At 62.4% G+C, this 23,009-nt stretch carries 25 protein-coding genes; 22 read left to right on the top strand and 3 right to left on the bottom strand.

Annotated elements, in window-relative coordinates; all coding sequences use genetic code 11:
* The first annotated feature begins 83 nt into the window (after positions 1 to 83).
* Together ftsB and ispD are read left to right on the top strand one after the other, a co-directional pair.
* Positions 84 to 365 (top strand): cell division protein FtsB, encoded by a 282-nt coding sequence (gene ftsB / locus IAE40_RS17525; RefSeq protein ID WP_054891061.1) that lies wholly within the window; start codon positions 84 to 86, stop codon positions 363 to 365.
* Entirely contained in the window at positions 362 to 1,069 is a 708-nt protein-coding gene (gene ispD, locus IAE40_RS17520) for a 2-C-methyl-D-erythritol 4-phosphate cytidylyltransferase (protein WP_153773122.1), read from the top strand. The genes ftsB and ispD overlap by 4 nt, the downstream gene beginning before the upstream one ends.
* 31 nt (positions 1,070 to 1,100) lie before the next feature.
* On the opposite strand, the gene IAE40_RS17515 is transcribed toward ispD, so the two are convergent.
* The gene (locus IAE40_RS17515) at positions 1,101 to 1,997 is read right to left on the bottom strand and encodes a LysR substrate-binding domain-containing protein (protein ID WP_054891059.1); all 897 of its coding nucleotides are present in this window, start codon (positions 1,995 to 1,997) and stop codon (positions 1,101 to 1,103) included.
* 106 nt (positions 1,998 to 2,103) lie between these two features.
* Here IAE40_RS17515 and IAE40_RS17510 point away from each other — a divergent pair, with 106 nt between their 5' ends.
* The 8 genes from IAE40_RS17510 to rpoS all read left to right on the top strand — a co-directional run bounded on the left by IAE40_RS17510 (position 2,104) and on the right by rpoS (position 9,263).
* Entirely contained in the window at positions 2,104 to 3,216 is a 1,113-nt protein-coding gene (locus tag IAE40_RS17510; protein ID WP_153773121.1) for an S-(hydroxymethyl)glutathione dehydrogenase/class III alcohol dehydrogenase, read from the top strand.
* An 8-nt stretch (positions 3,217 to 3,224) separates the two neighbouring features.
* Positions 3,225 to 4,079 carry an S-formylglutathione hydrolase gene (gene fghA / locus IAE40_RS17505; RefSeq protein ID WP_153773120.1) on the top strand — a complete coding sequence of 285 codons (855 nt, stop codon included), beginning with the start codon at positions 3,225 to 3,227 and terminating at the stop codon, positions 4,077 to 4,079.
* Between the two features lie 72 nt (positions 4,080 to 4,151).
* Positions 4,152 to 4,625, top strand: coding sequence for a 2-C-methyl-D-erythritol 2,4-cyclodiphosphate synthase (gene ispF, locus IAE40_RS17500; RefSeq protein ID WP_200603602.1), 474 nt, complete (start codon positions 4,152 to 4,154; stop codon positions 4,623 to 4,625).
* Positions 4,622 to 5,680, top strand: coding sequence for a tRNA pseudouridine(13) synthase TruD (gene truD / locus IAE40_RS17495; RefSeq protein WP_063545912.1), 1,059 nt, complete (start codon positions 4,622 to 4,624; stop codon positions 5,678 to 5,680). The genes ispF and truD overlap by 4 nt, the downstream gene beginning before the upstream one ends.
* On the top strand, positions 5,668 to 6,417 hold the full coding sequence (surE, locus tag IAE40_RS17490) for a 5'/3'-nucleotidase SurE (RefSeq protein WP_054891055.1): 750 nt from the start codon (positions 5,668 to 5,670) through the stop codon (positions 6,415 to 6,417). The genes truD and surE overlap by 13 nt, the downstream gene beginning before the upstream one ends.
* A 41-nt stretch (positions 6,418 to 6,458) precedes the next feature.
* Entirely contained in the window at positions 6,459 to 7,097 is a 639-nt protein-coding gene (locus tag IAE40_RS17485; protein ID WP_162714454.1) for a protein-L-isoaspartate(D-aspartate) O-methyltransferase, read from the top strand.
* A gap of 188 nt (positions 7,098 to 7,285) precedes the next feature.
* Positions 7,286 to 8,146, top strand: a complete 861-nt coding sequence (locus tag IAE40_RS17480) for a peptidoglycan DD-metalloendopeptidase family protein (RefSeq protein WP_054891053.1) — start codon at positions 7,286 to 7,288, stop codon at positions 8,144 to 8,146.
* Positions 8,147 to 8,255: 109 nt separating this feature from the next.
* On the top strand, positions 8,256 to 9,263 hold the full coding sequence (gene rpoS, locus IAE40_RS17475) for an RNA polymerase sigma factor RpoS (protein WP_054891052.1): 1,008 nt from the start codon (positions 8,256 to 8,258) through the stop codon (positions 9,261 to 9,263).
* 503 nt (positions 9,264 to 9,766) lie between these two features.
* On the opposite strand, the gene fdxA is transcribed toward rpoS, so the two are convergent.
* On the bottom strand, positions 9,767 to 10,090 hold the full coding sequence (gene fdxA, locus IAE40_RS17470) for a ferredoxin FdxA (RefSeq protein ID WP_054891051.1): 324 nt from the start codon (positions 10,088 to 10,090) through the stop codon (positions 9,767 to 9,769).
* A 136-nt stretch (positions 10,091 to 10,226) separates the two neighbouring features.
* On the bottom strand, positions 10,227 to 12,797 hold the full coding sequence (gene mutS / locus IAE40_RS17465) for a DNA mismatch repair protein MutS (RefSeq protein ID WP_200603601.1): 2,571 nt from the start codon (positions 12,795 to 12,797) through the stop codon (positions 10,227 to 10,229).
* Positions 12,798 to 12,944: 147 nt separating this feature from the next.
* Here mutS and IAE40_RS17460 point away from each other — a divergent pair, with 147 nt between their 5' ends.
* From IAE40_RS17460 to IAE40_RS17400, 12 genes are all read left to right on the top strand, one after another.
* Positions 12,945 to 13,385: a hypothetical protein gene (locus IAE40_RS17460; RefSeq protein WP_153773116.1), complete on the top strand. Its 441-nt coding sequence runs from the start codon at positions 12,945 to 12,947 to the stop codon at positions 13,383 to 13,385.
* A gap of 64 nt (positions 13,386 to 13,449) precedes the next feature.
* Positions 13,450 to 14,184 carry a LexA family transcriptional regulator gene (locus tag IAE40_RS17455; protein WP_054891094.1) on the top strand — a complete coding sequence of 245 codons (735 nt, stop codon included), beginning with the start codon at positions 13,450 to 13,452 and terminating at the stop codon, positions 14,182 to 14,184.
* A 541-nt stretch (positions 14,185 to 14,725) separates the two neighbouring features.
* Positions 14,726 to 15,049 carry a phage holin family protein gene (locus IAE40_RS17450; protein WP_054891048.1) on the top strand — a complete coding sequence of 108 codons (324 nt, stop codon included), beginning with the start codon at positions 14,726 to 14,728 and terminating at the stop codon, positions 15,047 to 15,049.
* 11 nt (positions 15,050 to 15,060) lie between these two features.
* Positions 15,061 to 15,558, top strand: coding sequence for a hypothetical protein (locus IAE40_RS17445; protein ID WP_200603600.1), 498 nt, complete (start codon positions 15,061 to 15,063; stop codon positions 15,556 to 15,558).
* Complete coding sequence (locus IAE40_RS17440) at positions 15,555 to 16,115, top strand: phage baseplate assembly protein V (RefSeq protein ID WP_200603599.1); 561 nt, start codon at positions 15,555 to 15,557, stop codon at positions 16,113 to 16,115. The genes IAE40_RS17445 and IAE40_RS17440 overlap by 4 nt, the downstream gene beginning before the upstream one ends.
* 87 nt (positions 16,116 to 16,202) lie before the next feature.
* Positions 16,203 to 16,529: a GPW/gp25 family protein gene (locus tag IAE40_RS17435; protein WP_054891045.1), complete on the top strand. Its 327-nt coding sequence runs from the start codon at positions 16,203 to 16,205 to the stop codon at positions 16,527 to 16,529.
* The gene (locus IAE40_RS17430) at positions 16,526 to 17,407 is read left to right on the top strand and encodes a baseplate assembly protein (RefSeq protein WP_065862268.1); all 882 of its coding nucleotides are present in this window, start codon (positions 16,526 to 16,528) and stop codon (positions 17,405 to 17,407) included. The genes IAE40_RS17435 and IAE40_RS17430 overlap by 4 nt, the downstream gene beginning before the upstream one ends.
* A gap of 1 nt (position 17,408) precedes the next feature.
* Positions 17,409 to 18,020, top strand: a complete 612-nt coding sequence (locus tag IAE40_RS17425; protein WP_065862267.1) for a phage tail protein I — start codon at positions 17,409 to 17,411, stop codon at positions 18,018 to 18,020.
* Positions 18,013 to 20,733, top strand: a complete 2,721-nt coding sequence (locus tag IAE40_RS25760; protein ID WP_234465177.1) for a phage tail protein — start codon at positions 18,013 to 18,015, stop codon at positions 20,731 to 20,733. Before IAE40_RS17425 ends, IAE40_RS25760 begins: the two co-directional genes overlap by 8 nt.
* An 11-nt stretch (positions 20,734 to 20,744) precedes the next feature.
* Positions 20,745 to 21,182, top strand: a complete 438-nt coding sequence (locus tag IAE40_RS17410; RefSeq protein ID WP_065862265.1) for a phage tail assembly chaperone — start codon at positions 20,745 to 20,747, stop codon at positions 21,180 to 21,182.
* Between the two features lie 126 nt (positions 21,183 to 21,308).
* Entirely contained in the window at positions 21,309 to 22,475 is a 1,167-nt protein-coding gene (locus IAE40_RS17405) for a phage tail sheath subtilisin-like domain-containing protein (RefSeq protein ID WP_197890586.1), read from the top strand.
* 13 nt (positions 22,476 to 22,488) lie between these two features.
* Positions 22,489 to 22,998 carry a phage major tail tube protein gene (locus IAE40_RS17400; protein WP_065862264.1) on the top strand — a complete coding sequence of 170 codons (510 nt, stop codon included), beginning with the start codon at positions 22,489 to 22,491 and terminating at the stop codon, positions 22,996 to 22,998.
* Positions 22,999 to 23,009: the final 11 nt, after the last annotated feature.

Genomic DNA, 23,009 nt, shown 5'->3' with positions numbered 1-23,009 from the left:
GTTTCTGTCGACGAAGCCTGGCCTCGGCCAGGCTTCGTGCTATCGGAAGCTCGCTGCGGCGGCCTTTTACCCTGGATATCTTCATGCGCAGTCCCTATTGGTTGTTCCTCGTCCTGCTGTTGTTGCTCGGAGGCCTGCAATATCGCCTCTGGGTCGGTAATGGCAGCCTGGCGCAAGTGGCCGAGCTGCAACAGCAGATCGCCGACCAGCATGCCGAAAACGAACGGCTGCTGGAACGCAATCGCGTGCTCGACGCTGAAGTGCTGGAGTTGAAGAAAGGTATGGAGACCGTGGAAGAACGGGCTCGTCATGAACTGGGGATGGTCAAGGAGGGCGAAACCCTCTACCAGTTGCCACAGAAATGATCCATGAACTGCCGGCCTTCTGGGCCGTGATTCCTGCCGCGGGCATTGGTGCCCGCATGGCTGCCGACCGCCCCAAGCAGTATCTGCAACTGGGCCGGCAGACCATCCTCGAGCATAGCCTCGACTGTTTTCTCGACCATCCCACGCTCAAGGGGGTGGTGGTCAGCGTTGCCGAAGAAGATCCCTACTGGCCTGGCTTGCGCTGTGCGAATGATCCGCGCATCCAGCGCGCAGCGGGCGGGCGCGAGCGTGCCGATTCGGTATTGAATGCCTTGCTGCTGCTGCATGCCCACGGGGCGGCCGACGATGACTGGGTGCTGGTGCACGATGCTGCGCGGCCGAACCTGGCGCGCAGCGATCTGGACAAGCTGCTGTCGGAGCTGGGCGACGATCCGGTGGGCGGGCTGCTGGCGGTGCCTGCGCGCGATACTCTCAAGCGTGCCGACGCGACTGGCCGGGTCAGCGCCACGGTGGACCGCACCACCGTATGGCAGGCCTACACGCCGCAGATGTTCCGGCTTGGCATGCTGCACCGGGCACTGGCCGAGTGCCTGGTGGCGGATGTGGCAGTGACCGATGAATCCTCCGCCATTGAGTGGGCCGGGCATGCGCCGCGATTGATCGAAGGGCGTAGTGACAACATCAAGGTGACCCGGCCCGAAGATTTGGAGTGGTTGCGTCAGCGCTGGGCTGGGCGGCGCTGAGGCTTTAGCCTGTGCCCGCTTCTTTGCGGGCTCAGCCTGGCTGATACTCCGGCAATCCTGCCAACCCGTCCTTCAGATAGTCGACCAACCGCCGTACCTTGGGTGACAGGTGCCGCTGTTGCGGATACAGCGCCCACACCGCGGTGTTCGGCGGCTGGTGCGCCTCCAGCAGTGACACCAGTGCCCCGGCATGCAGATGCTCGAGCACGTAGTAATCCGGTAACTGACACAACCCCATTCCCTGCAGCGCCGCGTCGAGTACCGCCTGGCCGCTGTTGCAGCGCCAGTTGCCTTGAACCCGTTGGCTGATTTCACGGCCATCCTGCTGCAGCACCCACAGATCCGAACTGCCCACCAAGCAATTGTGCCGCGCCAGTTCCGACAGGCTGTGCGGTCGGCCGTAACGCTCCAGATACGCTGGCGATGCACACAGGTACATGCGCCGCGGTGCGAGGCGCGTGGCCACCAGGCGTGAATCCTGTAGGCGTCCCAGGCGAATAGCCAGGTCCATGCCCTCGTGCAGCAGGTCCAGGGTGCGGTTGCTCAGCTCCACCTCGACGCGCAACTGGGGATACAGCGCCATGAAACGAGTCACCAGTGGCACGATGAAACGCTCGCCGTAGGCCACCGCGCAGGTCATGCGCAGCAGACCTTTGGGTTCGCTGGCCAGGTCCCCCATCGCGCGCAGCGCTTCTTCGCGGCCATCCTGCAAACGCTGGCAGTGTTGCAGGAAGGTCTGCCCGGCCTCACTCAGGGTCACGCGCCGGGTGCTGCGGTACAGCAGCCGAGTTTGCAGGCGTTCCTCCAAGCGAGCGATCTGTCGGCTGATATGCGATGAGGAAACCCCCAGTCGTTCGGCGGCCGCGGTGAACTGGCCCGACTCGGCGACCGCGACGAACTCGTCGATTCCTTCCCAGCGACTGCTCATTGATTATCCCTGTGTGGCAATAATGTTTTGCATTTGCCCGGATTATTCATCAAAAAAGCATGAATTACACTGATGACCTGAACCGATACCTAGCTTGGAGCCCTTCATGATCAAGTCCCGCGCCGCTGTTGCCTTCGAGGCCAAGAAACCCCTGGAAATCGTCGAAGTGGACGTGGCCATGCCCAAGGCGGGCGAGGTGCTGCTGCGCGTGGTCGCCAGCGGTGTCTGCCATACCGATGCCTACACACTCTCCGGCGCGGACCCGGAAGGTATCTTCCCGTCGATCCTCGGTCACGAGGGCGGCGCGATCGTCGAAGCGGTGGGTGAGGGCGTCACTTCGCTGGCTGTTGGTGACCACGTGATCCCGCTGTACACCCCGGAATGCGGCAAGTGCAAATTCTGCCTGTCGGGCAAGACCAACCTGTGCCAGGCCATCCGCGCCACCCAGGGCAAGGGCCTGATGCCTGATGGCACCACACGCTTCAGCTACAAAGGGCAGCAGTTGTTCCACTACATGGGCACCTCGACCTTCTCCGAGTACACCGTTCTGCCGGAGATCTCCGTGGCCAAGATCCAGAAGGAAGCGCCGCTGGAGAAGGTCTGCCTGCTCGGTTGCGGCGTGACCACCGGTATCGGTGCGGTACTCAACACCGCCAAGGTCAAGCCGGGTGACACCGTGGCCATTTTCGGCCTGGGCGGCATTGGTCTGTCGGCGGTGATCGGTGCGGTGAAGGCCAAGGCCTCGCGCATCATCGCCATCGACATCAATCCGGCCAAGTTCGAGATCGCCCGCCAGCTGGGCGCCACCGACTGCATCAATCCGAAGGAGTACGATCGTCCGATCCAGGAAGTGATCGTAGACCTCACCGATGGCGGCGTGGACTTCTCCTTCGAATGCATCGGCAATGTCCAACTGATGCGTGCGGCGCTTGAGTGCTGCCACAAGGGCTGGGGCGAGTCGGTGATCATCGGTGTGGCCGGCGCCGGCCAGGAAATCGCCACCCGTCCATTCCAGTTGGTTACCGGCCGGGTCTGGCGTGGTTCGGCATTCGGCGGCGTGCGTGGCCGCAGCGAGCTGCCAAGCTACGTGGAAATGTCCGAGAAGGGCGAGATTCCGCTGGACACCTTCATCACCCACACCATGGGGCTGGAGGACATCAACAAGGCCTTCGACCTGATGCATGAAGGCAAAAGCATCCGTAGCGTGATCCACTTCTGAGGTCAGCCATGAGCCTGGACAACATCTCCTGCCAGAAGAGCTTCGGCGGCTGGCACAAGCGCTACAAGCATCACTCCAAGGTGCTGGGCTGCGACATGGTGTTCGCCGTCTACCTGCCACCGCAGGCCGAGCAGGGCGAGAAACTGCCGGTGCTGTACTGGCTCAGTGGCCTTACCTGCACCGACGAGAATTTCATGCAGAAGGCCGGCGCCCAGCGCCTAGCTGCCGAGCTAGGCCTGATCATCGTTGCGCCCGACACCAGCCCGCGTGGCGAGCAGGTGCCCGGCGATCCGGAGGGGGCCTGGGATTTCGGGCTCGGCGCCGGCTTCTACCTCAATGCCACCCAGCAGCCCTGGGCCCAGCATTACCGCATGCACGATTACGTGGTCCAGGAGCTGCCGGCGTTGATCGAGGCGCATTTCCCTGCGTCCGATCAGCGCAGTATCAGTGGTCATTCGATGGGCGGGCATGGGGCGCTGGTCTGTGCCCTGCGCAACCCGGGGCGCTACCGATCGGTGTCGGCGTTCTCGCCGATCAGCAACCCGATGGATTGCCCGTGGGGCGAGAAAGCCTTTTCCCGCTACCTGGGTGATGACCGCGCGCGCTGGCGTGAATGGGATGCCAGCGTGCTGCTGGCCGACACCCCGGCTGGCCAGTGCCCACCGCTGTTGGTCGACCAGGGCGATCGCGATGACTTCCTCGACAAGCAGCTCAAGCCAGCAGCGTTGGAGCAGGCGGCGCGCAAAGGAGGGCATGAACTGACCCTTAGGCTGCAGCCGGGGTATGACCATAGCTACTACTTCATCGCCAGCTTCATTGATGAGCACCTGCGTCATCACGCCGTCGCACTTGGGCGGGTGTAGTGATGCAGCAGCGGCCCCAATAGCGGCCAAAGCAGGTAGAATCACGCCCTGACTCAATCAGGGCGTTTTTCTATGCGTATTGGCCACGGCTACGATGTGCACCGTTTTGCTGACGGTGATTTCATTACCTTGGGCGGGGTGCGTATTCCCCACAAATACGGCCTGCTGGCCCATTCCGATGGTGATGTGCTGCTGCACGCCCTGAGCGATGCCTTGCTTGGCGCTGCTGCGCTGGGTGACATCGGCAAGCATTTTCCCGACACCGACCCGCTGTTCAAGGGCGCTGACAGCCGCGTGCTGCTGCGTCATGTGGTGGCCGTCGTGCAGGCCAAGGGCTGGAAGGTGGGCAACGTCGACGCCACCATCGTCGCCCAGGCGCCGAAGATGGCGCCGCACATCGACACCATGCGCCGCTTCATCGCCGAGGACCTGCAGGTCGAGCTCGACCAGGTCAACGTCAAGGCGACCACCGAGGAAAAGCTCGGCTTTACTGGCCGTGAGGAGGGCATCGCCGTGCATGCGGTCGCCCTGTTGCTGCCAGCATGACCGAACTGGAACTGCTGGGCCCGCGCGCCAGCGGCGAGGCCCTTGGCCGCGCCGTGCTCAAGGCGGTCGCCGATGATTTTCAGGTCGATGAAGTGCTCGACATCCCACTGTCTGGTCAAGGCGAGCACCTGTGGCTGTGGGTCGAGAAGCGCGACCTGAACACCGAGGAAGCGGCCCGACGCCTGGCGCGCGCGGCCGGTGTGCCGGTTCGTGCCATCAGTTATGCCGGCCTGAAGGACCGTCAGGCGTTGACCCGGCAGTGGTTCAGTCTGCATCTGCCGGGCAAGGCCGATCCTGACCTGTCCCGTGCCGAAGACGACAGCCTGCGCGTGCTCAAACAGGTGCGTCACCAGCGCAAACTGCAGCGCGGCGCGCACTCGGCCAATGGTTTCACTCTGCGACTGACAGCACTGAGCGCCGATCACCAGGCGCTGGATGCACGTCTGGAACAGCTCAAGGTGCAAGGCGTACCGAACTATTTCGGTACCCAGCGCTTCGGTCATGCCGGCGGAAACGTCCACGATGCACTCGACTGGGCGTCTCGAGAGGCGCTGCCGGAGCAGCGCAATGTGCGTTCGCGGCTGCTGTCTGCGGGACGCAGCTACCTGTTCAATCAGGTTCTGGCGGCGCGAGTGGCGGACGGAAGCTGGAACCAGGCGCAGGTTGGCGATCTTCTGGCCTTCACGGATAGCCGTAGCTTTTTTCCGGCTGGCGAGCAGGAATGCTCCGATCCTCGGCTGGCAATTCTCGACCTTCATCCCACCGGACCCCTGTGGGGCGCGGGTCTTCCGTCAAGCGCGGGCGGGACCGCGGCGCTGGAAACGGCGGTCGGTGAGCGCCATCCGGCACTCTGCAAATGGCTGGGCAGGGCAGGACTGGATCACGAACGGCGCATCCTGCGGCTCCCTATTGGGCGGCTGACGTGGCATTATCCCGAGCCTGATATCCTGCAACTGGAATTCGTCCTTCCGGCCGGATGCTTCGCCACCGTGGTGGTGCGCGAACTTGTGGATCTGGTGCCGGCAGGGCAGACGGAAAGCCCATGCGTATTCTGATTTCCAACGACGACGGTGTTACCGCCCCCGGCCTCGCTGCGCTTCACGGTGCGCTGCAGGACTACGCCGAGTGCGTGGTGATCGCCCCGGATCAAGACAAAAGCGGCGCCAGCAGTTCGCTGACGCTCGACCGGCCACTGCACCCACAGGTGTTGGCCAACGGTTTCATCAGCCTCAACGGCACGCCCACCGATTGCGTGCACCTGGGGCTCAACGGCCTGTTGCCGGAAACGCCCGACATGGTCGTCTCCGGAATCAACCTGGGCGCCAACCTGGGCGACGACGTGCTGTACTCCGGCACGGTTGCCGCTGCATTGGAGGGCCGCTTTCTCGGCGGCACTTCGCTGGCGTTCTCGCTGCTGTCGCGCCTGCCGGACAACCTGCCGACCGCCGCCCATATCGCCCGGCGCCTTGTCGAGGCGCAGTCGCGTCTGGAACTGCCGGCGCGCACCGTGCTCAACGTCAACATCCCCAACCTCCCGCTGGAGCATATCCGCGGTATACGCCTCACCCGTCTGGGGCACAGGGCACGTGCGGCCGCACCGACCAAGGTCGTCAATCCGCGTGGCAAGGAAGGGTACTGGATCGCCGTGGCCGGTGATGCCGAGGACGGCGGCCCGGGCACTGACTTCCATGCAGTGATGCAAGGCTATGTATCGATCACGCCGCTGCAACTGGATCGCACCTTCAACGATGCCTTCGAGCGCCTCGATGGCTGGCTGGAGGGGCTGCTTTGATGCGCGAACAGGATGATCTGCAGCGCCGTGGCGGCATTGGCATGACCTCCCAGCGTACCCGGGAGCGCCTGATCCAACGCTTGTATGAAGAGGGCGTGTCGAACACCAAGGTGCTCGAGACCATTCGCCGCACCCCTCGCCACCTGTTCGTCGATGAAGCCTTGGCCCATCGGGCATATGAAGATACTGCGCTGCCGATCGGCCATAACCAGACGATTTCCCAGCCATTCATGGTTGCGCACATGAGCGAACTGCTGCTGGAGGCCGGCCCGCTGGACAAGGTGCTGGAGATCGGCACCGGTTCTGGTTACCAGACGGCCATCCTGGCGCAGCTGGTCGAGCGTGTGTTTTCGGTCGAGCGGATCAAGGTGCTGCAGGATCGTGCCAAGGAGCGTCTGGTCGAGCTCAACCTGCGTAACGTGGTGTTTCGTTGGGGCGACGGTTGCGAAGGCTGGCCGGCGCTGGCGCCTTACAACGCCATCATCGTCACCGCGGTGGCGCCGGAAGTCCCCCAGGCCTTGCTCGATCAGTTGGCACCCGGCGGACGCATGGTGATTCCGGTAGGGGCGGCGGGCGAAGCACAGCAACTGTTGCTGATCGTTCGTGAGGAGCAGGGCTTCTCGCGCCGGGTGCTGGGCGCCGTACGCTTCGTGCCGCTTCTCAACGGGCCACTGGCCTGACGGCCGACGGAATATGTGCGGTTGTAACGAATTCTTGCGCCGCGGGCTTGTCTATCTGGCGGGGTGAGGCAAACCCCGCCAGAATGACAGCGCCCGTACGGGCCACCCAAGCGGGTCGGGCTCGGTTATAATTGAAACAATATTGCATATCGTCATATCCAGTTTTCGGCACCATGAGGGGAGCGCGGGTGGGTCACACAATCATTCGGCAGCGCAAGGATCGGTCGGTTTTCAAGCTTCTGGTGATTGCGCTGGCCATGGGAACCTTGCTGGCGGGATGCTCCAGCACCGGCTCCAGTGGCGCTCGGGTGGTCGATCGCAACAACGCGGCACCCAAGCGTCCGACCGTGACCTCGGGGCAGTATGTGGTCAAACCTGGCGATACCCTGTTCTCCATCGCCTTCCGCTACGGCTGGGACTACAAGGAGCTGGCCGCGCGCAATGGCATCTCGGCGCCCTACACCATCCGTCCTGGCCAGCCGATTCGTTTCAGCAGCGGCGCTGTAGGCTCCACCACCGTCGTATCTTCCGGTCCCTCGTCGTCGAGCAGGACCACGGTCATTCGCCGTCCGGTTGGTACGCAGACCCCGCCAGTAACAAATAGCGACAAGCCGGCAACAGCTTCCCCTGCCACGACCGCTCCGACCGTCACCCAGGTGCCGGCCGCAGAGCGTGCGGTGGGGGGCTGGACTTGGCCGGCGAACGGCGTGCTGATTGGAAAATTCGCTTCAAACGGTAGTTTGAATAAAGGCATTGATATCGCCGGAGATTTGGGACAGCCTGTTTTTGCTGCATCTGATGGTGCGGTGGTTTACGCCGGGAGTGGCTTGCGGGGCTACGGCGAACTCATCATCATCAAGCACAATGATACCTACGTCAGTGCCTACGGCCACAACCGCAGGCTCATGGTTCGGGAGGGGCAGCAGGTCAAGGCAGGGCAGACGATCGCAGAAATGGGGTCTACGGGCACTGATCGGGTGAAGCTGCATTTCGAGATTCGCCGCCAGGGCAAACCCGTCGATCCACTCCAGTTCCTGCCACGCCGTTGATTGTTGCACCAGCCTGTTCCTGAAGACGTAAAGGGGACAGGCTTTAGCGCTGCCAGGGAATCAGGCGACGCTAGAGTCTGAGGTTCGAACTCAGCAAAGGACTATAACAATGGCTCTCAGCAAAGAAGTGCCGGAGTTTGACATCGACGATGACCTCCTCCTGATGGAGACAGGTATCGTTTTGGAAACGGATGTGGTGTCAGACGAACCTGCTGTACCTTCGGTTCGGACCAGGGCCAAAACGGGCTCATCGCTCAAGCAGCACAAGTACATCGATTACAGCCGTGCGCTCGACGCCACGCAGCTGTACCTCAACGAAATCGGTTTCTCGCCATTGCTCTCCCCGGAAGAGGAAGTGCACTTCGCGCGCCTGTCGCAGAAGGGCGACCCGGCCGGCCGCAAACGCATGATCGAAAGCAACCTGCGTTTGGTCGTGAAGATTGCCCGCCGCTACGTCAATCGTGGCCTGTCGCTGCTCGACTTGATCGAGGAGGGCAACCTGGGGCTGATCCGCGCCGTGGAGAAGTTCGATCCGGAGCGCGGCTTCCGTTTCTCGACCTACGCGACCTGGTGGATCCGCCAGACCATCGAACGGGCGATCATGAACCAGACCCGCACCATTCGCCTGCCGATCCACGTGGTCAAGGAGCTCAACGTCTACCTGCGCGCTGCGCGCGAGCTCACCCAGAAGCTCGACCATGAGCCGTCCCCCGAAGAAATTGCCGGGCTGCTGGAGAAACCAGTGGCTGAGGTCAAGCGCATGCTTGGGCTCAACGAGCGTGTCTCCTCGGTCGACGTGTCCTTGGGCCCGGATTCGGACAAGACGCTACTCGACACCCTTACCGATGACCGCCCCACCGATCCGTGTGAATTGCTGCAGGACGACGACCTGTCGCAGAGCATCGACCAGTGGCTGGGTGAGCTGACCGACAAGCAGCGGGAGGTGGTGATTCGCCGCTTCGGCCTGCGTGGCCATGAAAGCAGTACGCTCGAAGATGTTGGCCTGGAGATTGGCCTCACCCGTGAGCGTGTACGGCAGATCCAGGTGGAGGGGCTCAAGCGTCTGCGTGAGATCCTGGAAAAGAACGGCCTGTCCAGCGAGTCGCTGTTCCAATAAGCTGCTGCGCGCAAACAGAATGCCCCGATGACCTCGGGGCATTTTTTTGTCTGGGAAATTGTTCAACCTACTAGCGCTGTTGCTTGGTGTGTAAGAGATCGCTTACTCGTGGTGTAAGCCTTCGCTACCAACAAGAGTAAACAATTGCCTTTTTCAGCAACGATATTTTCTTAACTATCTGAAAATAATGAATTTTTTCGATGTTTGAAAATGTGTCAGCTGTAGCATCTTGTTAGGTGCGCGGGTTGCTCGCGCTGGGGAAATCGCTAGTATCTGAAGTGTGCCGACGGACTGGCACAGGCTTTCAAGGATGATTGCCAAGGACATCGCAGGATGCGATTCATCAGGATGATGAATGGGACAAGCAGGGACTACGGAAAAAATGTGGGCGGGTCAAACCGCCCCTTTTTTTTGCCTGCGATTTCTCCTCGCTCGGGCTTGCATGAGCTCGAATGCCAGGCACAAAAAAGGCCCTTGCGGGCCTTTTTTTGTCACTGCAGCGATCAGCGCTCCAGATCAGCGATCTTGCCTGGCTTGCCATCCCATTCTTCAGCGTCCGGCAGGGGATCCTTACGCTCGGTGATGTTCGGCCATATCTCAGCCAGCTCGGCGTTGAGCTCGAGGAAGTTCTCCATCCCGGCAGGCACTTCGTCCTCCGAGAAAATGGCCTGTGCCGGGCACTCAGGCTCGCACAGCGCACAGTCGATGCACTCGTCCGGGTGAATGACCAGGAAATTCGGGCCTTCGTAGAAGCAGTCCACCGGACAGACTTCCACGCAGTCGGTGTACTTGCATTTGATGCAGTTGTCGGTGACGACGAAGGTCATTTCTAATTTTCTCCTCAGGCGACGGCAGCGTGCCCTTCCTTCCAGGGCAGCGCGGTTCACGTTGGCTGCAGGCCAGGCTAATAGCCTGCAGCTCCGGCAAACCGCGGCGGATTCTACCAGCTTGCGCGGCTGGCCGTTATAACAGGTTTTTCAGTTGATATAGCATTTCGATAGCTTGGCGAGGCGTCATGTCGTCCAGTGCCAGCTTGCCCAGCTTCTCGATGGCCGGGTGTGGCAGGCTGGCGAACAGGTCGCTCTGGTGTGGCACGTGCGGTTCGCCCTTGGCCTTGGTCACCGGCGCCTCGTGGGGCAGGCTGGCGGTTTCCAGACGGCGAAGGTGTTCACGGGCGCGCAGGATGACTTGCGAAGGCACGCCCGCCAGTTGCGCCACTGCCAGGCCATAGCTCTGGCTGGCGGGGCCTGGCAGCACATGGTGCAGGAACACGATACGCTCGTTGTGCTCGGTGGCGTTCAGGTGCACGTTGGCCACCAGCGGCTCGCTGTCCGGCAGTACGGTCAGCTCGAAGTAGTGGGTGGCGAACAGGGTGTAGGCGCGCAACTGCGCCAGACGTTCGGCAGCGGCCCAGGCCAGCGACAGGCCGTCGAAGGTACTGGTTCCGCGGCCGACCTCGTCCATCAGTACCAGGCTGCGGTCGGTGGCATTGTGCAGGATGTTGGCGGTCTCGCTCATCTCTACCATGAAGGTCGAGCGGCCGCCGGCCAGGTCGTCGCTGGAACCGATGCGGGTGAAGATGCGGTCCACCAGCGACAGCTCGCAGCGCGCTGCCGGCACGAAGCTGCCGATATGCGCCATCAGCACGATCAATGCGGTCTGGCGCATGTAGGTGGATTTACCGCCCATGTTCGGGCCGGTGATGATCAGCATGCGGGTGTTGTTGTCCAGGCCCAGGTCGTTGGCCACGAACGGCGTGGTCAGTACCTGCTCGACCACTGGATGACGCCCCTGCTCGATGCGCAGGCACGGCTCGTCGACGAAGCTCGGGCAGTTCAGGTCCAGGGTCAGTGCGCGCTCGGCGAGGTTGCTCAGCACGTCCAGCTCGGCCAGCGCCGCAGCGCTGTCCTGCAACGGTGCGAGGTGGCTGATCAAGGTCTCGAGCAGTGCATCGTAGAGCATCTTCTCGCGGGCCAGGGCGCGGCTCTTGGCCGACAACGCCTTGTCTTCGAACGCCTTGAGCTCAGGTGTGATGAAGCGCTCGGCGCCCTTGAGCGTCTGGCGGCGGATGTAGTCGCCCGGCGCTTGTTCGGCTTGTTTGGTGGGCAGCTCGATGAAATAGCCATGCACACGGTTGTAGCCGACCTTGAGATTGGCAAGCCCGGTGCGGGCTTTCTCTCGGGCTTCGAGGTCGATCAGGAACTGACCGGCGTTCTCGCTCATGGCCAGCAGTTCGTCGAGTTCGCTGTCGTAGCCGGTCTTGAGCACGCCGCCGTCGCGGATCACCGCAGGCGGGTTGTCGATGATTGCCCGCTCCAGCAGGCTGGCCAGCTCCGGGTAGGTGCCGGTGATCGCCGCCAGGCGGGCCAGGTGGGGGGCTTCGAGCTCGGCCATGGCGTTCTGCAGTTCGGGCAGGGCGCCAAGCGCATCGCGCAGGCGTGCCAGATCACGTGGGCGGGCGTTGCGCAGGCCGATACGGGCGAGAATCCGCTCGATATCACCGATTTCCTTGAGTTGCGGCTGCAGCTTCTCGAAGCGGTAGCCGTCGAGGAAGCAGCGAATCGAATCCTGGCGTGCCTGCAGGACTTTCAGGTCGCGCAGCGGGCGGTTCAGCCAGCGGCTCAGCAGGCGGCTGGCCATGGCCGTCTGGCAGCGGTCGATGACCGACTGCAGCGTGTTGTCGCGGCCACCTGCCAGGTTGATGTCCAGCTCGAGGTTGCGGCGGCTGGCGCCGTCGAGAATCACCGTGTCATCCATGCGCTCATGGCGCAGGCTGCGCAGGTGCGGCAGGCTGGTGCGCTGGGTTTCCTTGGCGTAGGTCAGCAGGCAGCCGGCGGCGCCGATGGCCAGAGTCAGCTTGTCGCAGCCGAAGCCCTTGAGGTCCTGGGTTGCGAACTGCTGGCACAGACTCTTGCGCGCCGAGTCACGATCGAAGTCCCACGGAGCCCGACGCCGCGCTCCCGGGCGCTTCTCAGCAGGCAGGCCTTGGGGCCAGTCGTCGGGAATCAGCAGCTCCACCGGGTTGATACGCTCGAGTTCGGCGAGCAGGTTTTCCCAGCCCTTGATCTCCTGCACGGTGAAGCTGCCGCTGGTGATGTCCAGTACTGCGAGGCCAAACAGGCGTTCGTCACCCAGCAGGGCGGCGATCAGGTTGTCGCGACGCTCGTCGAGCAGCGCCTCGTCGCTGACCGTACCCGGCGTGATGATACGCACCACCTGGCGCTCAACCGGGCCCTTGCTGGTGGCCGGGTCGCCGATCTGCTCGCAGATCACCACCGATTCGCCGAGCTTGACCAGTTTGGCCAGGTAGCCTTCCAGCGAGTGGAACGGAATCCCGCACATGGGGATCGACTGGCCCGCCGACTGACCGCGTGCGGTCAGGGTGATGTCCAGCAGTTTCGCGGCTTTCTTCGCATCTTCGTAGAAGATTTCGTAGAAGTCGCCCATGCGGTAGAACATCAGCTGGTCTGGATGCTGGTTCTTCAGCTTCCAGTACTGTTGCATCATCGGGGTGTGTGCGGAGAGATCAGACATTCAGGGCCTTGAAACAGGTGGTCTGGTGGCAATTTCGAAACCCGCAATGGTACAGGCTTTTTTCGCCTGCTGCAGGACACAAAGGGCAGGGCACCGCTATGATTTGTCGATTCTCCGGACAGGCCCGAATACAGCGCGAGGAATTCCATGCCAAGGGTGGCGTTTTATCTGATGGTCGCAGGCTTGAGCCTGCCGTTACCGGTCATGGCGGCTGCACAGTGCCCTTTCCCGCAGGGTATGCAGGCGTCGATAGAGGCTTCGCGGCATGTCGTCCAGGCACGGGCTGACGGGACACCGCGGGAGCAGTTGCTGCAGGGGATACCGGCCAAGCTGGACGAGCCGACCCGCCAGTTGCTGCGGGAGATCGTGAGTGAAGTCTATGACAATGAGCCGGTGCAGGCCGATGTGTATGCGGCCTATCGCTTCGAGCACTGTTTCCTGTCCCAGCAGCATGCCGAGACTGTCGCTGCGATCAAGTTCAGCGACGCATTGCCGTTGCTGCGCAAGTGCGAGCAGATCGAACCCCAGGGCGCGCGTCCGCCTTGCGCGATGCGGGCGGTGCACGCGGTGACGGGTATCCCTGAATGATCGCGTGTTCAGGGCGCGCTGTATGCATTTGCATTTCCCATCGATCTGCAGCAATATGCATTTTATGCAAAAGCGCAACGTAGCCACTGTACTCAGAGAACTGCTCGATCGCCACGGCCTGTCCCCGACGGAGCTGCACCGGCGCACGGGCGTACCGCAATCCACCCTGTCTCGGATCCTCAGCGAGAAAATTGTCGATCCGTCAGACAAGCATGTCTCCAGGATCGCCGATTACTTCGGCGTGAGCACCGATCAGTTGCGTGGCCGCATAGAGCTGGGTGAGTCCCGCGAGGCGCAGCCCATGCATGGTCATGTGGACCTGAGCGACATCAGCCTGTGGGACGATGAAACCCCCGTCGAGGATGACGAGGTGTCCGTTCCATTTCTTCGAGAGGTCGAATTGGCAGCAGGATCAGGAAGATTCGTCATCGAGGAAAGCGAGCGCGCGCGCCTGCGTTTCGGCAAGCGCAGCCTGCGCCACAATGGTGTGCAGTTCGACCAGGCCAAGTGCGTCACGGTGCGCGGCAACAGCATGCTGCCGGTGCTGCGCGATGGTGCGACGGTCGGCGTCAACACCGGCAAATGTGCCATTGGCGACATCATCGATGGCGATCTCTACGCTATCAACCACAATGGCCAGCTGCGGGTGAAGCAGGTCTATCGCCTGCCCACCGGCATACGCCTGCGCAGCTTCAACCGCGATGAACACCCCGACGAAGACTACAGTTTCCAGCAGATGCAGGAAGAGCAGATCAGCCTGCTCGGGCATGTCTTCTGGTGGGGCATGTACGCACGCTGACCCGCAAATCCGCTGTATAAAAACCCGCGTCGGCGGGTTTTTTCATGCATACGAAATATCCCCGCCTCCCGCCTTTCATCCCCCGTCACCACAAACCCTACCCGACCTACAAAATTTTTAGGCTCTCCGAAAAGCCCTACAAGCCATACCCGACAAGGCCTTCATGCATTTAAGCAACTCCTCATGCATAAATATTTTCAAAAATGCATTGACTGCATATGCATCAGTGCATAGCCTGTATCTCAAGCCGGACAGCAACCGGTTGTTACACAGGCAGCGATGAACAGGCCTTGACTGTTCAGAGGGTTGGCAACTGGCCCGGGTGTGCAGCGTAAAGCACCACGATCAGTTATCCGGCGGGCAGGTGGCCGCGGTCGGAGTCACCAATTTGAAGCGGAACCGGTCGGTGTCACCAGATGTGACCGACGGTTCGACAACGCATTACTGAAGGGCCTGCACGGACGGGCCTTTTGGAATGCCGCGTTATACGGCAAGGGATCCACCGGCACTCGCCGGTGGCCATGACACAGGAGACAGGACAGTGACGAACGAGCAACAGGCGTTGCTGGAGATGCCGCTCTGGCTGGTGATCGTCCTGGCATTGCTGGGAGGGCTTTCCGGTGAGATGTGGCGGGCCGACAAGGCCGGTGCCCGAGGCTGGTCGCTGCTGCGGCGGCTGGCGCTGCGCTCGGGGGCTTGCATGGTCTGCGGGGTGTCGACGGTGATGCTGCTGTATGCCAGTGGCATGTCGATCTGGAGCGCCAGCGCCTTCGGGTGCCTGACCGCGATGGCTGGGGCCGATGTGGCCATCGGCCTCTACGAACGCTGGGCAGCCAGGCGCCTTGGTTTGAAGGACGAACGATAGGAGTGCGGCACATGAGCGAACTGGCCACCTTGCATGCGGCCTTGACCGCAACGATTCGAGAGGCGATTCCGGAGCTGGCATCGGTCGATGCCTATACGGAAGTAGGAAATGCCCCGGCATTGCCTGCGTTGCGCCATGGCATCGTGCGCATGACTGCCGATGCTGCGCCCAGGGATGGACGCTCGGTGCTGGTCACCACCTTCGAGGCGGACATCACCCCCGATGCCGCCAACCCCGAGGCACGCCTGCAGGGCAGTGTGCTGGCCGCGCAACTGATGGACCTGTTGCGCCAGCAGCTATGGGGGCTCGACTTCGTCGAGCCGAGCCGCAATGTACGGGCGTTCTTCGCCGGGGCTGGCTGGCGCGTGCGCTGGGATCAGCCGGTGCTGCTGGGCGAACTGCAATGGCACTGGCCCGACCAACCGCCGGGCAGCCTCCGGCTGGGCTTCAGTCCAGACACGGGGCCCGGTAATGAAAGCAGGTACATTGCCCCGGAGGATCTGGCATGAGCTACGTCAGCGCCGCGCATGATCGCATGCTCGCCACCCTGGTGATTCCCTGCCGCGTGGTGGCGGTGGATTTGGCCGCTGCCCGGGTACGGGTGTCCGATGGTGGCGGCTGGACCAGCGCCTGGGTGCGTTGGCATGCCCAGGCGGCGGGCAAGGCTCGGCACTGGCGGGCGCCAAGTCTGGGTGAGCAGGGCGTGTTGCTCAGCCCCAGTGGCGAACCGGCGCAAGGTACTTTTTTTGCCGGGCTGTATGGCAATGCCGGCCTCCCGCCAGACAACCGCGAGCACGCCGAGGTCTGGCGCTTCGATGACGGCGGTTCGCTGACCTACGACTGGCAGGCCCGGCGTTATGACATCGAACTGCCCAGCGGCAACGCACGCATCAAGGTCGGTGCCAGCACTCTGGTGGTCAGTGACGGCGCGATCACCCTCGAGGCCTCGAGCATCACCCTGACCGGCAAGGTCACGGTCAACGGCCCGCTGACTGTCAGCGGCGACATCAACGGCGGCGGGCGGATCATCGATACCGCCGGCAACACGCCCAACCACAAACACTGAACCCAGCCCGCCATCGCGGGCTTTTTCATGCCAGGAGAACGCAATGGATACCCATCAACGCGCCCGGGCTTTTCCGGGAGGCGCGCCATGATCGGCCTGGACCGTCGCACCGGCTTGCCACTGGCCGGGATCGCTCACCTGCGCCAGTCCGTCGAGGACATTCTCACCACCCCTCTGGGCAGTCGCCGAATGCGCCCGGACTACGGCAGCCGGTTGCGCCGCTATGTCGATCTGCCGGTCAACGAAGGCTGGAAGAGCGCAGTTCAGGCCGAGGTCGCCCGCGCCCTTGGGCGCTGGGAGCCGCGCTTGCAACTGGAGCGAGTGAAGGTCGTGGCCGTGCTCGACGGCCAGGTCAGCCTGGCCCTGAGCGGTCGTTACCTGGGCGACGACGCCCTGGTGGAGGTGAGCGTATGAGCCAGGTAGACCTGTCAAAACTGCCCGCCCCGCAACTGCTCGAAGACCTTGATTTCGAGGCGCTGTACGAGGCCGACCTTGAAACCTTTCGTGCACATATGGGCGATGGCTGGACGGCACAGCTGGAAAGCGATCCGGTCACCAAGCTGCTCGAGGTCGGCGCCTACCGAAAACTGCTCAACCGGGCACGCATCAATGATGCTGCGAAGGCTTTGCTGCTCGCCTATGCCCAGGGCCGCGACCTTGACCAACTGGCGGCCAACGTTTCGTTGCAGCGCCTGGTGATCCAGGCCGCCGACCCCACCACCGTTCCGCCCACCGAGGCGATTCTCGAGTCCGACGACGCCCTGCGCGAACGCGTGCAACTGGTCTATGAAGGCCTGACCACCGCCGGCCCGCGCAACAGTTACATCCTCCACGCCCGCAACGCCTCGGGACGGGTCGCCGACGCGACCGCCGAAAGCCCGTCGCCGGCGGTGGTCGATGTCACGGTACTGAGCATCGATGACGACGGTGTCGCGCCCCAGGCGCTGCTCGACGAAGTCAACGCCTACCTCAACGACGAGGACATCCGCCCCGTTGCCGACCGGGTCAACGTGCGCAGCGCCCAGGTGCTGCCATACCGGATCGACGCCGTGCTGCACATGGCCGACAACGGCCCCGAGTACGAGGCCATCCTCAGCGAGTGCCGGCGTCGTCTGCAGGCCTGGATCAACCCGCGGCGCCGCCTGGGTGTCGAGGTCGCCCGCTCTGGCATCGACGCCCAGTTGCACATCGACGGCGTCAGCCGGGTCGAGTTGATCGACTGGACCGACATCCGCCCGAGCAAGGCCCAGGCTGCCTGGTGCACAGGCTTCGACCTCAAGCGCGGAGGCTGACATGCACAGCCTTCTGCCGCTCAACCGCACCCCGCTGGAGCGGGCCATCGAAACGGCTGGCGACGAAGACCTCAAGGTCACCCTGCGTCAGCTCTACAACCCCGACACCTGCCCCGCGCACCTGCTCTACCAGCTGGCCTGGGCCTGGTCGGTGGATCGCTGGGACGACAGCTGGAGCGACACCGTCAAGCGTTCGGTGATTCGCTCGGCATTCTTCGTCCATGCCCACAAGGGCACCCTCGGCGCCCTCAGGCGGGTGGTCGAGCCGTTCGGTTACCTCATCGAGGTGCAGGAGTGGTGGCAGGCCCAGCCTGCCGGGGTGCCGGGGACCTTTGCGCTGAAGGTGGGCGTAGAGGACAGCGGCATCGACGAACAGACCTACCAGGAGCTGACTCGGCTGATCGAGGACGCAAAGCCGATCAGTCGACACCTGATCGGACTGGATATCAGTCTGGAGACCTTCATCCCCGCCTATCAGGCCGTCGCCTTGAACGAGGGCGAACTGCTGGAGGTTTATCCCTGGGAGGCTGCGGATATCGAAGTGCGTCTGGGCGCTTTCAACCTGGTGAACGACCACACCCTGGACTTATTGGACATCTACCTAAATGGCTAACTCGACCACTCAATTCGGTGGGTTCCTGACCAACATCGGTATCGCCCAGCAGGCCAACACGGCTGCGCTGGGTCTGCCCTGGAACATCACCCACATGCTCATCGGCGATGCTGGCGGTGAGCCCTCGCAAACACCCGATCCGACACCCAAGCCGACCCAGACCGCTCTGGTACGCCAAGTCTATCGGGCGCAACTCAATGCGCTCTATCCATCACCTGCCGATCCGGGTGTGCTGGTGGCAGAGCTGGTGTTGCCACCCGAGATTGGCGGCTGGTGGATTCGCGAGCTGGCGCTGGAGGATGCCAACGGCAACCTGATCGCCATCGCCAAACCTGCACCGAGCTACAAGCCCCTGCTGGCGCAGGGGTCGGGGCGAACCCAGACCATTCGCATGCACGTGGTGTTCGGTAACGTCGCCAACGTTAATCTGAAGATTGATCCGAGCATCGTACTGGCCACCCGGGACTATGTGGACAAGGCGCGCGAAGCCGCCGAGCTGTATGCACGCAATCAACTCAAGGCCCATGTGGAAGCCGCTGACCCGCATCCCCAGTACCTGCGTCGGGCCGACGCTGCGAAGGATTCAGGCCCGTTGGCCTGGCTGGGCGACGCCAAGGGCACCGCTGATGCCCTGGTGCTCGAACTGAAGAGCCGCGAGACCGTGCTGACAGCTTATGCCGCAGGTCAGCGCTTCCAGTTCAAGGCCACAGCGACCAACACGGGAGCGGTTACTGTGCGCGTCAACGGACTCGCCGCCGTGCCCGTCAAGAAGGCCGGCACAGGTGGGCTGGTCGACCTGGTAGGGGGCGATATTCGCGCTGGCGCCTTGTACGACCTGAACCATGACGGTACGTACTTCCAGCTCGGCGGTGGCGTCGGCGCGGGCAAGGCGTTCGAGCGATACTCCTTCGAGGCCTCGGTCGGGCAGACGGTATTCGAGGTCGCACACGCCGTTGGAAGTACTATCGTCCTGCGCAACGGACGCGAGGTCACTGATTACTTGTCCGACGGGCAGCGCATCACCTTCATGGCGCCCTGCACGCTCGGGGAGTCGGTGGAAATTCTCGCATTCAGCGCGTTCCAGTCTGCCAACACCTACACCAAGGCCGAGATCCAGGCACTGTTGAAGACAGCTTCGGCATTGCCGGTCGGCACCATGCTGCCATTTCCACGCGGTACGGTGCCTGCAGGCTTCCTCGAAGTCGATGGCAGTACCCAGAGCGCCGCGGTCTATCCGGATCTTGCTGCTTATTTGGGCGGTGCGTTCAACAAAGGGAACGAGCAGAGCGGATTCTTCCGGTTGCCGGATTCTCGGGGTGAGTTCTTGCGGGGTTGGGACCATGGGCGGGGGGTAGATGTCGGGCGTGGCCTTGGCAGCTTCCAGGACGAGTCGTTCAAGTCTCACGAGCACAAAGACGTTGGCTTTATTGATAACGTCGGGGCCGGGTCTGGTGCCAGCGGCGTTTCGGGCGCCACCGGCCCTGTAACCACAATATTCGGCAAAGGGTACGGCAGCAGCGCCTCCTCCACGGCGAAAGCCTACAAGGAAACAACCCCAGGTTCGCTGAATGGATCGATTGCCGGTTTGATTTCTGGCAGCACTGGCGGAGCTGAAACACGACCTCGAAATCTGGCTGTCATTTGGTGCATCAAGGCCTGGAATGCGCCGGTCAACCAAGGGCAGATTGACGTAGCGGCGCTTGTTGAAGAGTTGGCCAAGTTGCGATCCGCGATGCCGGTCGGTGCCATCGTGCCATTCCCGATAGCCACGCCACCTGCGGGGTATCTGGAGCTGGACGGAAGTTTACAAAGCAGCGCTGGCTATCCGGACCTTGCCGCCTATCTGGGCGCAGCCTACAACAAGGTTGGTGATCCGGCCGGTTACTTCCGCCTTCCGGACTACCGCGGTGAGTTTCTGCGTGGCTGGGACCATGGCCGTGGTGTGGATGCTGGCAGGGGAATGGGTTCCTATCAGGACGATGCCTTGCAGAACCTTGTTGGATCGCTTGGCCTGCGTGGTGGTACAGGCACCGGGCTTGGCGTGCTGGGAGGTACCTCAGGCGTATTTACCGGCTCCTACGCCGAGTCGTCGCCAGCAAATACCATCACCCGTGATCCAAACTCTGCCGCTGCCAGTGATGTGGCTCGCTTCGATGCCTCCAAAGTGGCAAGGACAGCAGCAGAAACCCGTCCTCGTAACTTTGCGGTGATGTGGTGCATCAAGGCATGGAATGCGCCGATCAATCAAGGGCAGATCGACGTCGCCGCGTTGGCTGCGCTAGCGAGAGAAGGAAGTGAAACCACCTCCGGCACCTTGCGTGTCGCATCGCAGGCCGAGGTCAATGCTGGCGTTGTAGACAACGCCGCAGTGTCCCCCCGGAAAATGCGCTGGGGCTTTTCCATGCAGTTCGGCGCCAACGGCTACTTGATGCTGCCCACATGGCTCGGAGGTTTGATCCTCCAGTACGGTTCAAGCGTTAACACCACCGAAAACGCGGATGTCAGCTTTCCGTTGGCTTTTCCAAATCGCTGTTTTTGGGTAGGCGCCTATGACAATACCCAGCCTGGTGGTAGCACGCGTACCTTCTGGCAGTTCCGAGGGCTCAGTAACACGGGAATGAACGTGCTGAACATTGGCTCCTACACCAAGGGTTCGGTGGGCTGGGGCAACCCCACACTTTCCGCCTGCCCCTATTTTGCTATTGGTTACTGAGGCAATACTGCATGAAGCGCTATTACAGCAAAACCACAGGCACTACCTATTTGGAAGGTATCCACGCTGACATCCCAATGGATGCCGTAACGATTTCTGAAGACTTGTTTCGGGCGATAATTTGCAATCCTCCGCCAGACAAGCTCCGTGCCCATGACCAGCACGGCCTACCCGTTCTCATCGACCCTCCCGCGCCCACGCTTGAGCAGTCTTCGAATGCCGAGCGTCTATGGCGAAACCTGCAACTGCAAACGAGTCAATGGCTTGTGGCCAGGCATGTCGAGCAGCAGGAGTTGAACCTCGCCCCAACACTGACGCCTTCTCAGTTCGCTGAGCTTCTGCGCTACCGGCAGGCGTTGAGAGAGTGGCCTGAGTCTGAAGGCTTCCCCGATGACTCCCTGCGTCCGCTGACACCTTCGTTCGTCGAGTCCGAATCCGCAGCAAGCTGATTCGCAAAAATCATCGGGATTCGTAGCTTCCCCTTGCACGGGGAATGTCCACCTCGAACCAGATACCCCAAGGCCCCGCACCCGCGGGGCCTTTTCATTTCATCCGCAAACCTGGAGTAACCCTACATGAGTGGATTCTTCCACGGCGTCACCGTAACCAACGTAGACACCGGCGCCCGCAACATCGCACTGCCGTCGTCCTCGATCATCGGCCTGGTCGACACCTTCACCGAAGGTGCCGGTGTCACGGCCAAGGCCAACGACCTGGTCCTCATCACCAGCGAGCGTGAAGCCGTGGCTGCCTTCGGCGCCGATGCGGCGATCACCAAGGCCTGCCGCGCCATCTACAGTCGCGCCAAGGCGGTCATCGTCGCTTGCGGCGTGGCCAAGCTCGAGGAGGCGGCCGAGCAGACCGCAGCGATCATCGGCAACGTGCTCGCCGACGGCAAGCGCACCGGCCTGCAGGCACTGCTCGACGGCAAGAGCCGTTTCAACGCCCAGCCGCGCCTGCTGGTCGCGCCCAAGCACAGCGCCACCCAGGCGGTAGGCACCGCGCTGGTGGCACTGGCCGACAAGCTGCGCGGCATCGCCATCATCGACGGCCCTGGCACCACCGATGAAGCTGCGCTCGCCTACGCCAAGAACTTTGGCGCCAAGCGCGCCTTCCTGGTCGATCCGGGCGTGCGCTACTTCGACATCGTCGCCGAGGCCACCGTCGATGCGCCAGGTTCGGCCTGGGTCGCCGGCCTGTTCGCCTTCACCGACCGCGAGTACGGTTTCTGGGCCTCGCCATCGAACAAGGAGTTCGTCGGCATCACCGGCACCAGCCGCCCGGTGGAGTTCCTCGATGGCGACGACAGCTGCCGCGCCAACCTGCTGAACAACGCCAACATCGCCACCATCATTCGCGATGACGGCTTCCGACTGTGGGGCAACCGCACCCTGTCCAGCGATCCGAAGTGGGCCTTCGTCACCCGCGTGCGGACCATGGACATCGTCATGGACGCGATCCTCTACGGCCACAAGTGGGCCGTCGACCGCTCCATCACCGCCACCTACGTCAAGGACGTCACCGAGGGCTTGCAGGCCTTCATGCGCGACCTGAAGAACCAGGGCGCGATCATCAACTTCGAGGTCTTCGCCGATCCGGAGTTGAACACCGCCAGCCAACTGGAGCAGGGCAAGGTGTACTGGAACATCCGTTTCACCGACGTACCGCCTGCCGAAAACCCCAATTTCCGCGTCGAAGTCACCAACCAGTGGCTGACCGAAGTCCTCGATTCCGCCGCTTAAGGAGCGCATCTACATGGCAATGATTCCCGAAACCCTGGCCAACCTGAACCTGTTCGTCGACGGTGTGAGCTTCCAGGGCGATGTACCCAGCCTGACCCTGCCCAAACTGACCCTGAAAATGGAAGAACACCGTCCCGGTGGCATGGACATGCCCGTCGAGATGGACCTGGGCATGGAGAAGCAGGAAGCGGCCTTCACCACCACCGGCGTGCGCCGCGAGTCGCTGAAGTTCTTCGGCCTGGCCGATGGCACGGCCTTCAACGGCACGTTCCGCGGCGCCTTCAAGGGCCTCAAGGGCCAGATCAATCCGGTCATCGTCACTCTGCGCGGCTCGCTCAAGGAAATCGACATGGGCGACTGGAAATCCGGCGACAAGGCCGAGATCAAGCACAGCGTCGCGCTCAGCTACTACAAGCTGGAGGTTGATGGTCGCCTGGTCTACGAGATCGATGCCCTGGGCATGAAGCGTGTGATCGATGGTGTCGACCAACTGGCGGCGCAGCGTACTGCGCTGGGCCTGTAAGGGAGGTGCTC

The organism is Pseudomonas sp. S44, from assembly GCF_016624805.1.
GTDB classification, from domain to species: Bacteria; Pseudomonadota; Gammaproteobacteria; order Pseudomonadales; family Pseudomonadaceae; genus Aquipseudomonas; species Aquipseudomonas machongensis.
Note: the sequence above shows the minus strand (reverse complement) of the source record. Positions and strands in the feature narration are given on the sequence as shown.

Coding starts and splice junctions, on each gene's coding strand:
- IAE40_RS17410 (WP_065862265.1), top strand. CDS start 20,745: ATGAAGCGCTATTACAGCAAAACCACAGGCACTACCTATTTGGAAGGT.
- IAE40_RS17435 (WP_054891045.1), top strand. CDS start 16,203: ATGATCGGCCTGGACCGTCGCACCGGCTTGCCACTGGCCGGGATCGCT.
- IAE40_RS25760 (WP_234465177.1), top strand. CDS start 18,013: ATGGCTAACTCGACCACTCAATTCGGTGGGTTCCTGACCAACATCGGT.
- surE (WP_054891055.1), top strand. CDS start 5,668: ATGCGTATTCTGATTTCCAACGACGACGGTGTTACCGCCCCCGGCCTC.
- IAE40_RS17440 (WP_200603599.1), top strand. CDS start 15,555: ATGAGCTACGTCAGCGCCGCGCATGATCGCATGCTCGCCACCCTGGTG.
- IAE40_RS17430 (WP_065862268.1), top strand. CDS start 16,526: ATGAGCCAGGTAGACCTGTCAAAACTGCCCGCCCCGCAACTGCTCGAA.
- fghA (WP_153773120.1), top strand. CDS start 3,225: ATGAGCCTGGACAACATCTCCTGCCAGAAGAGCTTCGGCGGCTGGCAC.
- ftsB (WP_054891061.1), top strand. CDS start 84: ATGCGCAGTCCCTATTGGTTGTTCCTCGTCCTGCTGTTGTTGCTCGGA.
- IAE40_RS17425 (WP_065862267.1), top strand. CDS start 17,409: ATGCACAGCCTTCTGCCGCTCAACCGCACCCCGCTGGAGCGGGCCATC.
- IAE40_RS17485 (WP_162714454.1), top strand. CDS start 6,459: ATGACCTCCCAGCGTACCCGGGAGCGCCTGATCCAACGCTTGTATGAA.
- rpoS (WP_054891052.1), top strand. CDS start 8,256: ATGGCTCTCAGCAAAGAAGTGCCGGAGTTTGACATCGACGATGACCTC.
- ispD (WP_153773122.1), top strand. CDS start 362: ATGATCCATGAACTGCCGGCCTTCTGGGCCGTGATTCCTGCCGCGGGC.
- IAE40_RS17405 (WP_197890586.1), top strand. CDS start 21,309: ATGAGTGGATTCTTCCACGGCGTCACCGTAACCAACGTAGACACCGGC.
- IAE40_RS17400 (WP_065862264.1), top strand. CDS start 22,489: ATGGCAATGATTCCCGAAACCCTGGCCAACCTGAACCTGTTCGTCGAC.
- IAE40_RS17445 (WP_200603600.1), top strand. CDS start 15,061: ATGAGCGAACTGGCCACCTTGCATGCGGCCTTGACCGCAACGATTCGA.
- fdxA (WP_054891051.1), bottom strand. CDS start 10,090: ATGACCTTCGTCGTCACCGACAACTGCATCAAATGCAAGTACACCGAC.
- mutS (WP_200603601.1), bottom strand. CDS start 12,797: ATGTCTGATCTCTCCGCACACACCCCGATGATGCAACAGTACTGGAAG.
- IAE40_RS17455 (WP_054891094.1), top strand. CDS start 13,450: ATGCAAAAGCGCAACGTAGCCACTGTACTCAGAGAACTGCTCGATCGC.
- IAE40_RS17460 (WP_153773116.1), top strand. CDS start 12,945: ATGCCAAGGGTGGCGTTTTATCTGATGGTCGCAGGCTTGAGCCTGCCG.
- truD (WP_063545912.1), top strand. CDS start 4,622: ATGACCGAACTGGAACTGCTGGGCCCGCGCGCCAGCGGCGAGGCCCTT.
- ispF (WP_200603602.1), top strand. CDS start 4,152: ATGCGTATTGGCCACGGCTACGATGTGCACCGTTTTGCTGACGGTGAT.
- IAE40_RS17515 (WP_054891059.1), bottom strand. CDS start 1,997: ATGAGCAGTCGCTGGGAAGGAATCGACGAGTTCGTCGCGGTCGCCGAG.
- IAE40_RS17510 (WP_153773121.1), top strand. CDS start 2,104: ATGATCAAGTCCCGCGCCGCTGTTGCCTTCGAGGCCAAGAAACCCCTG.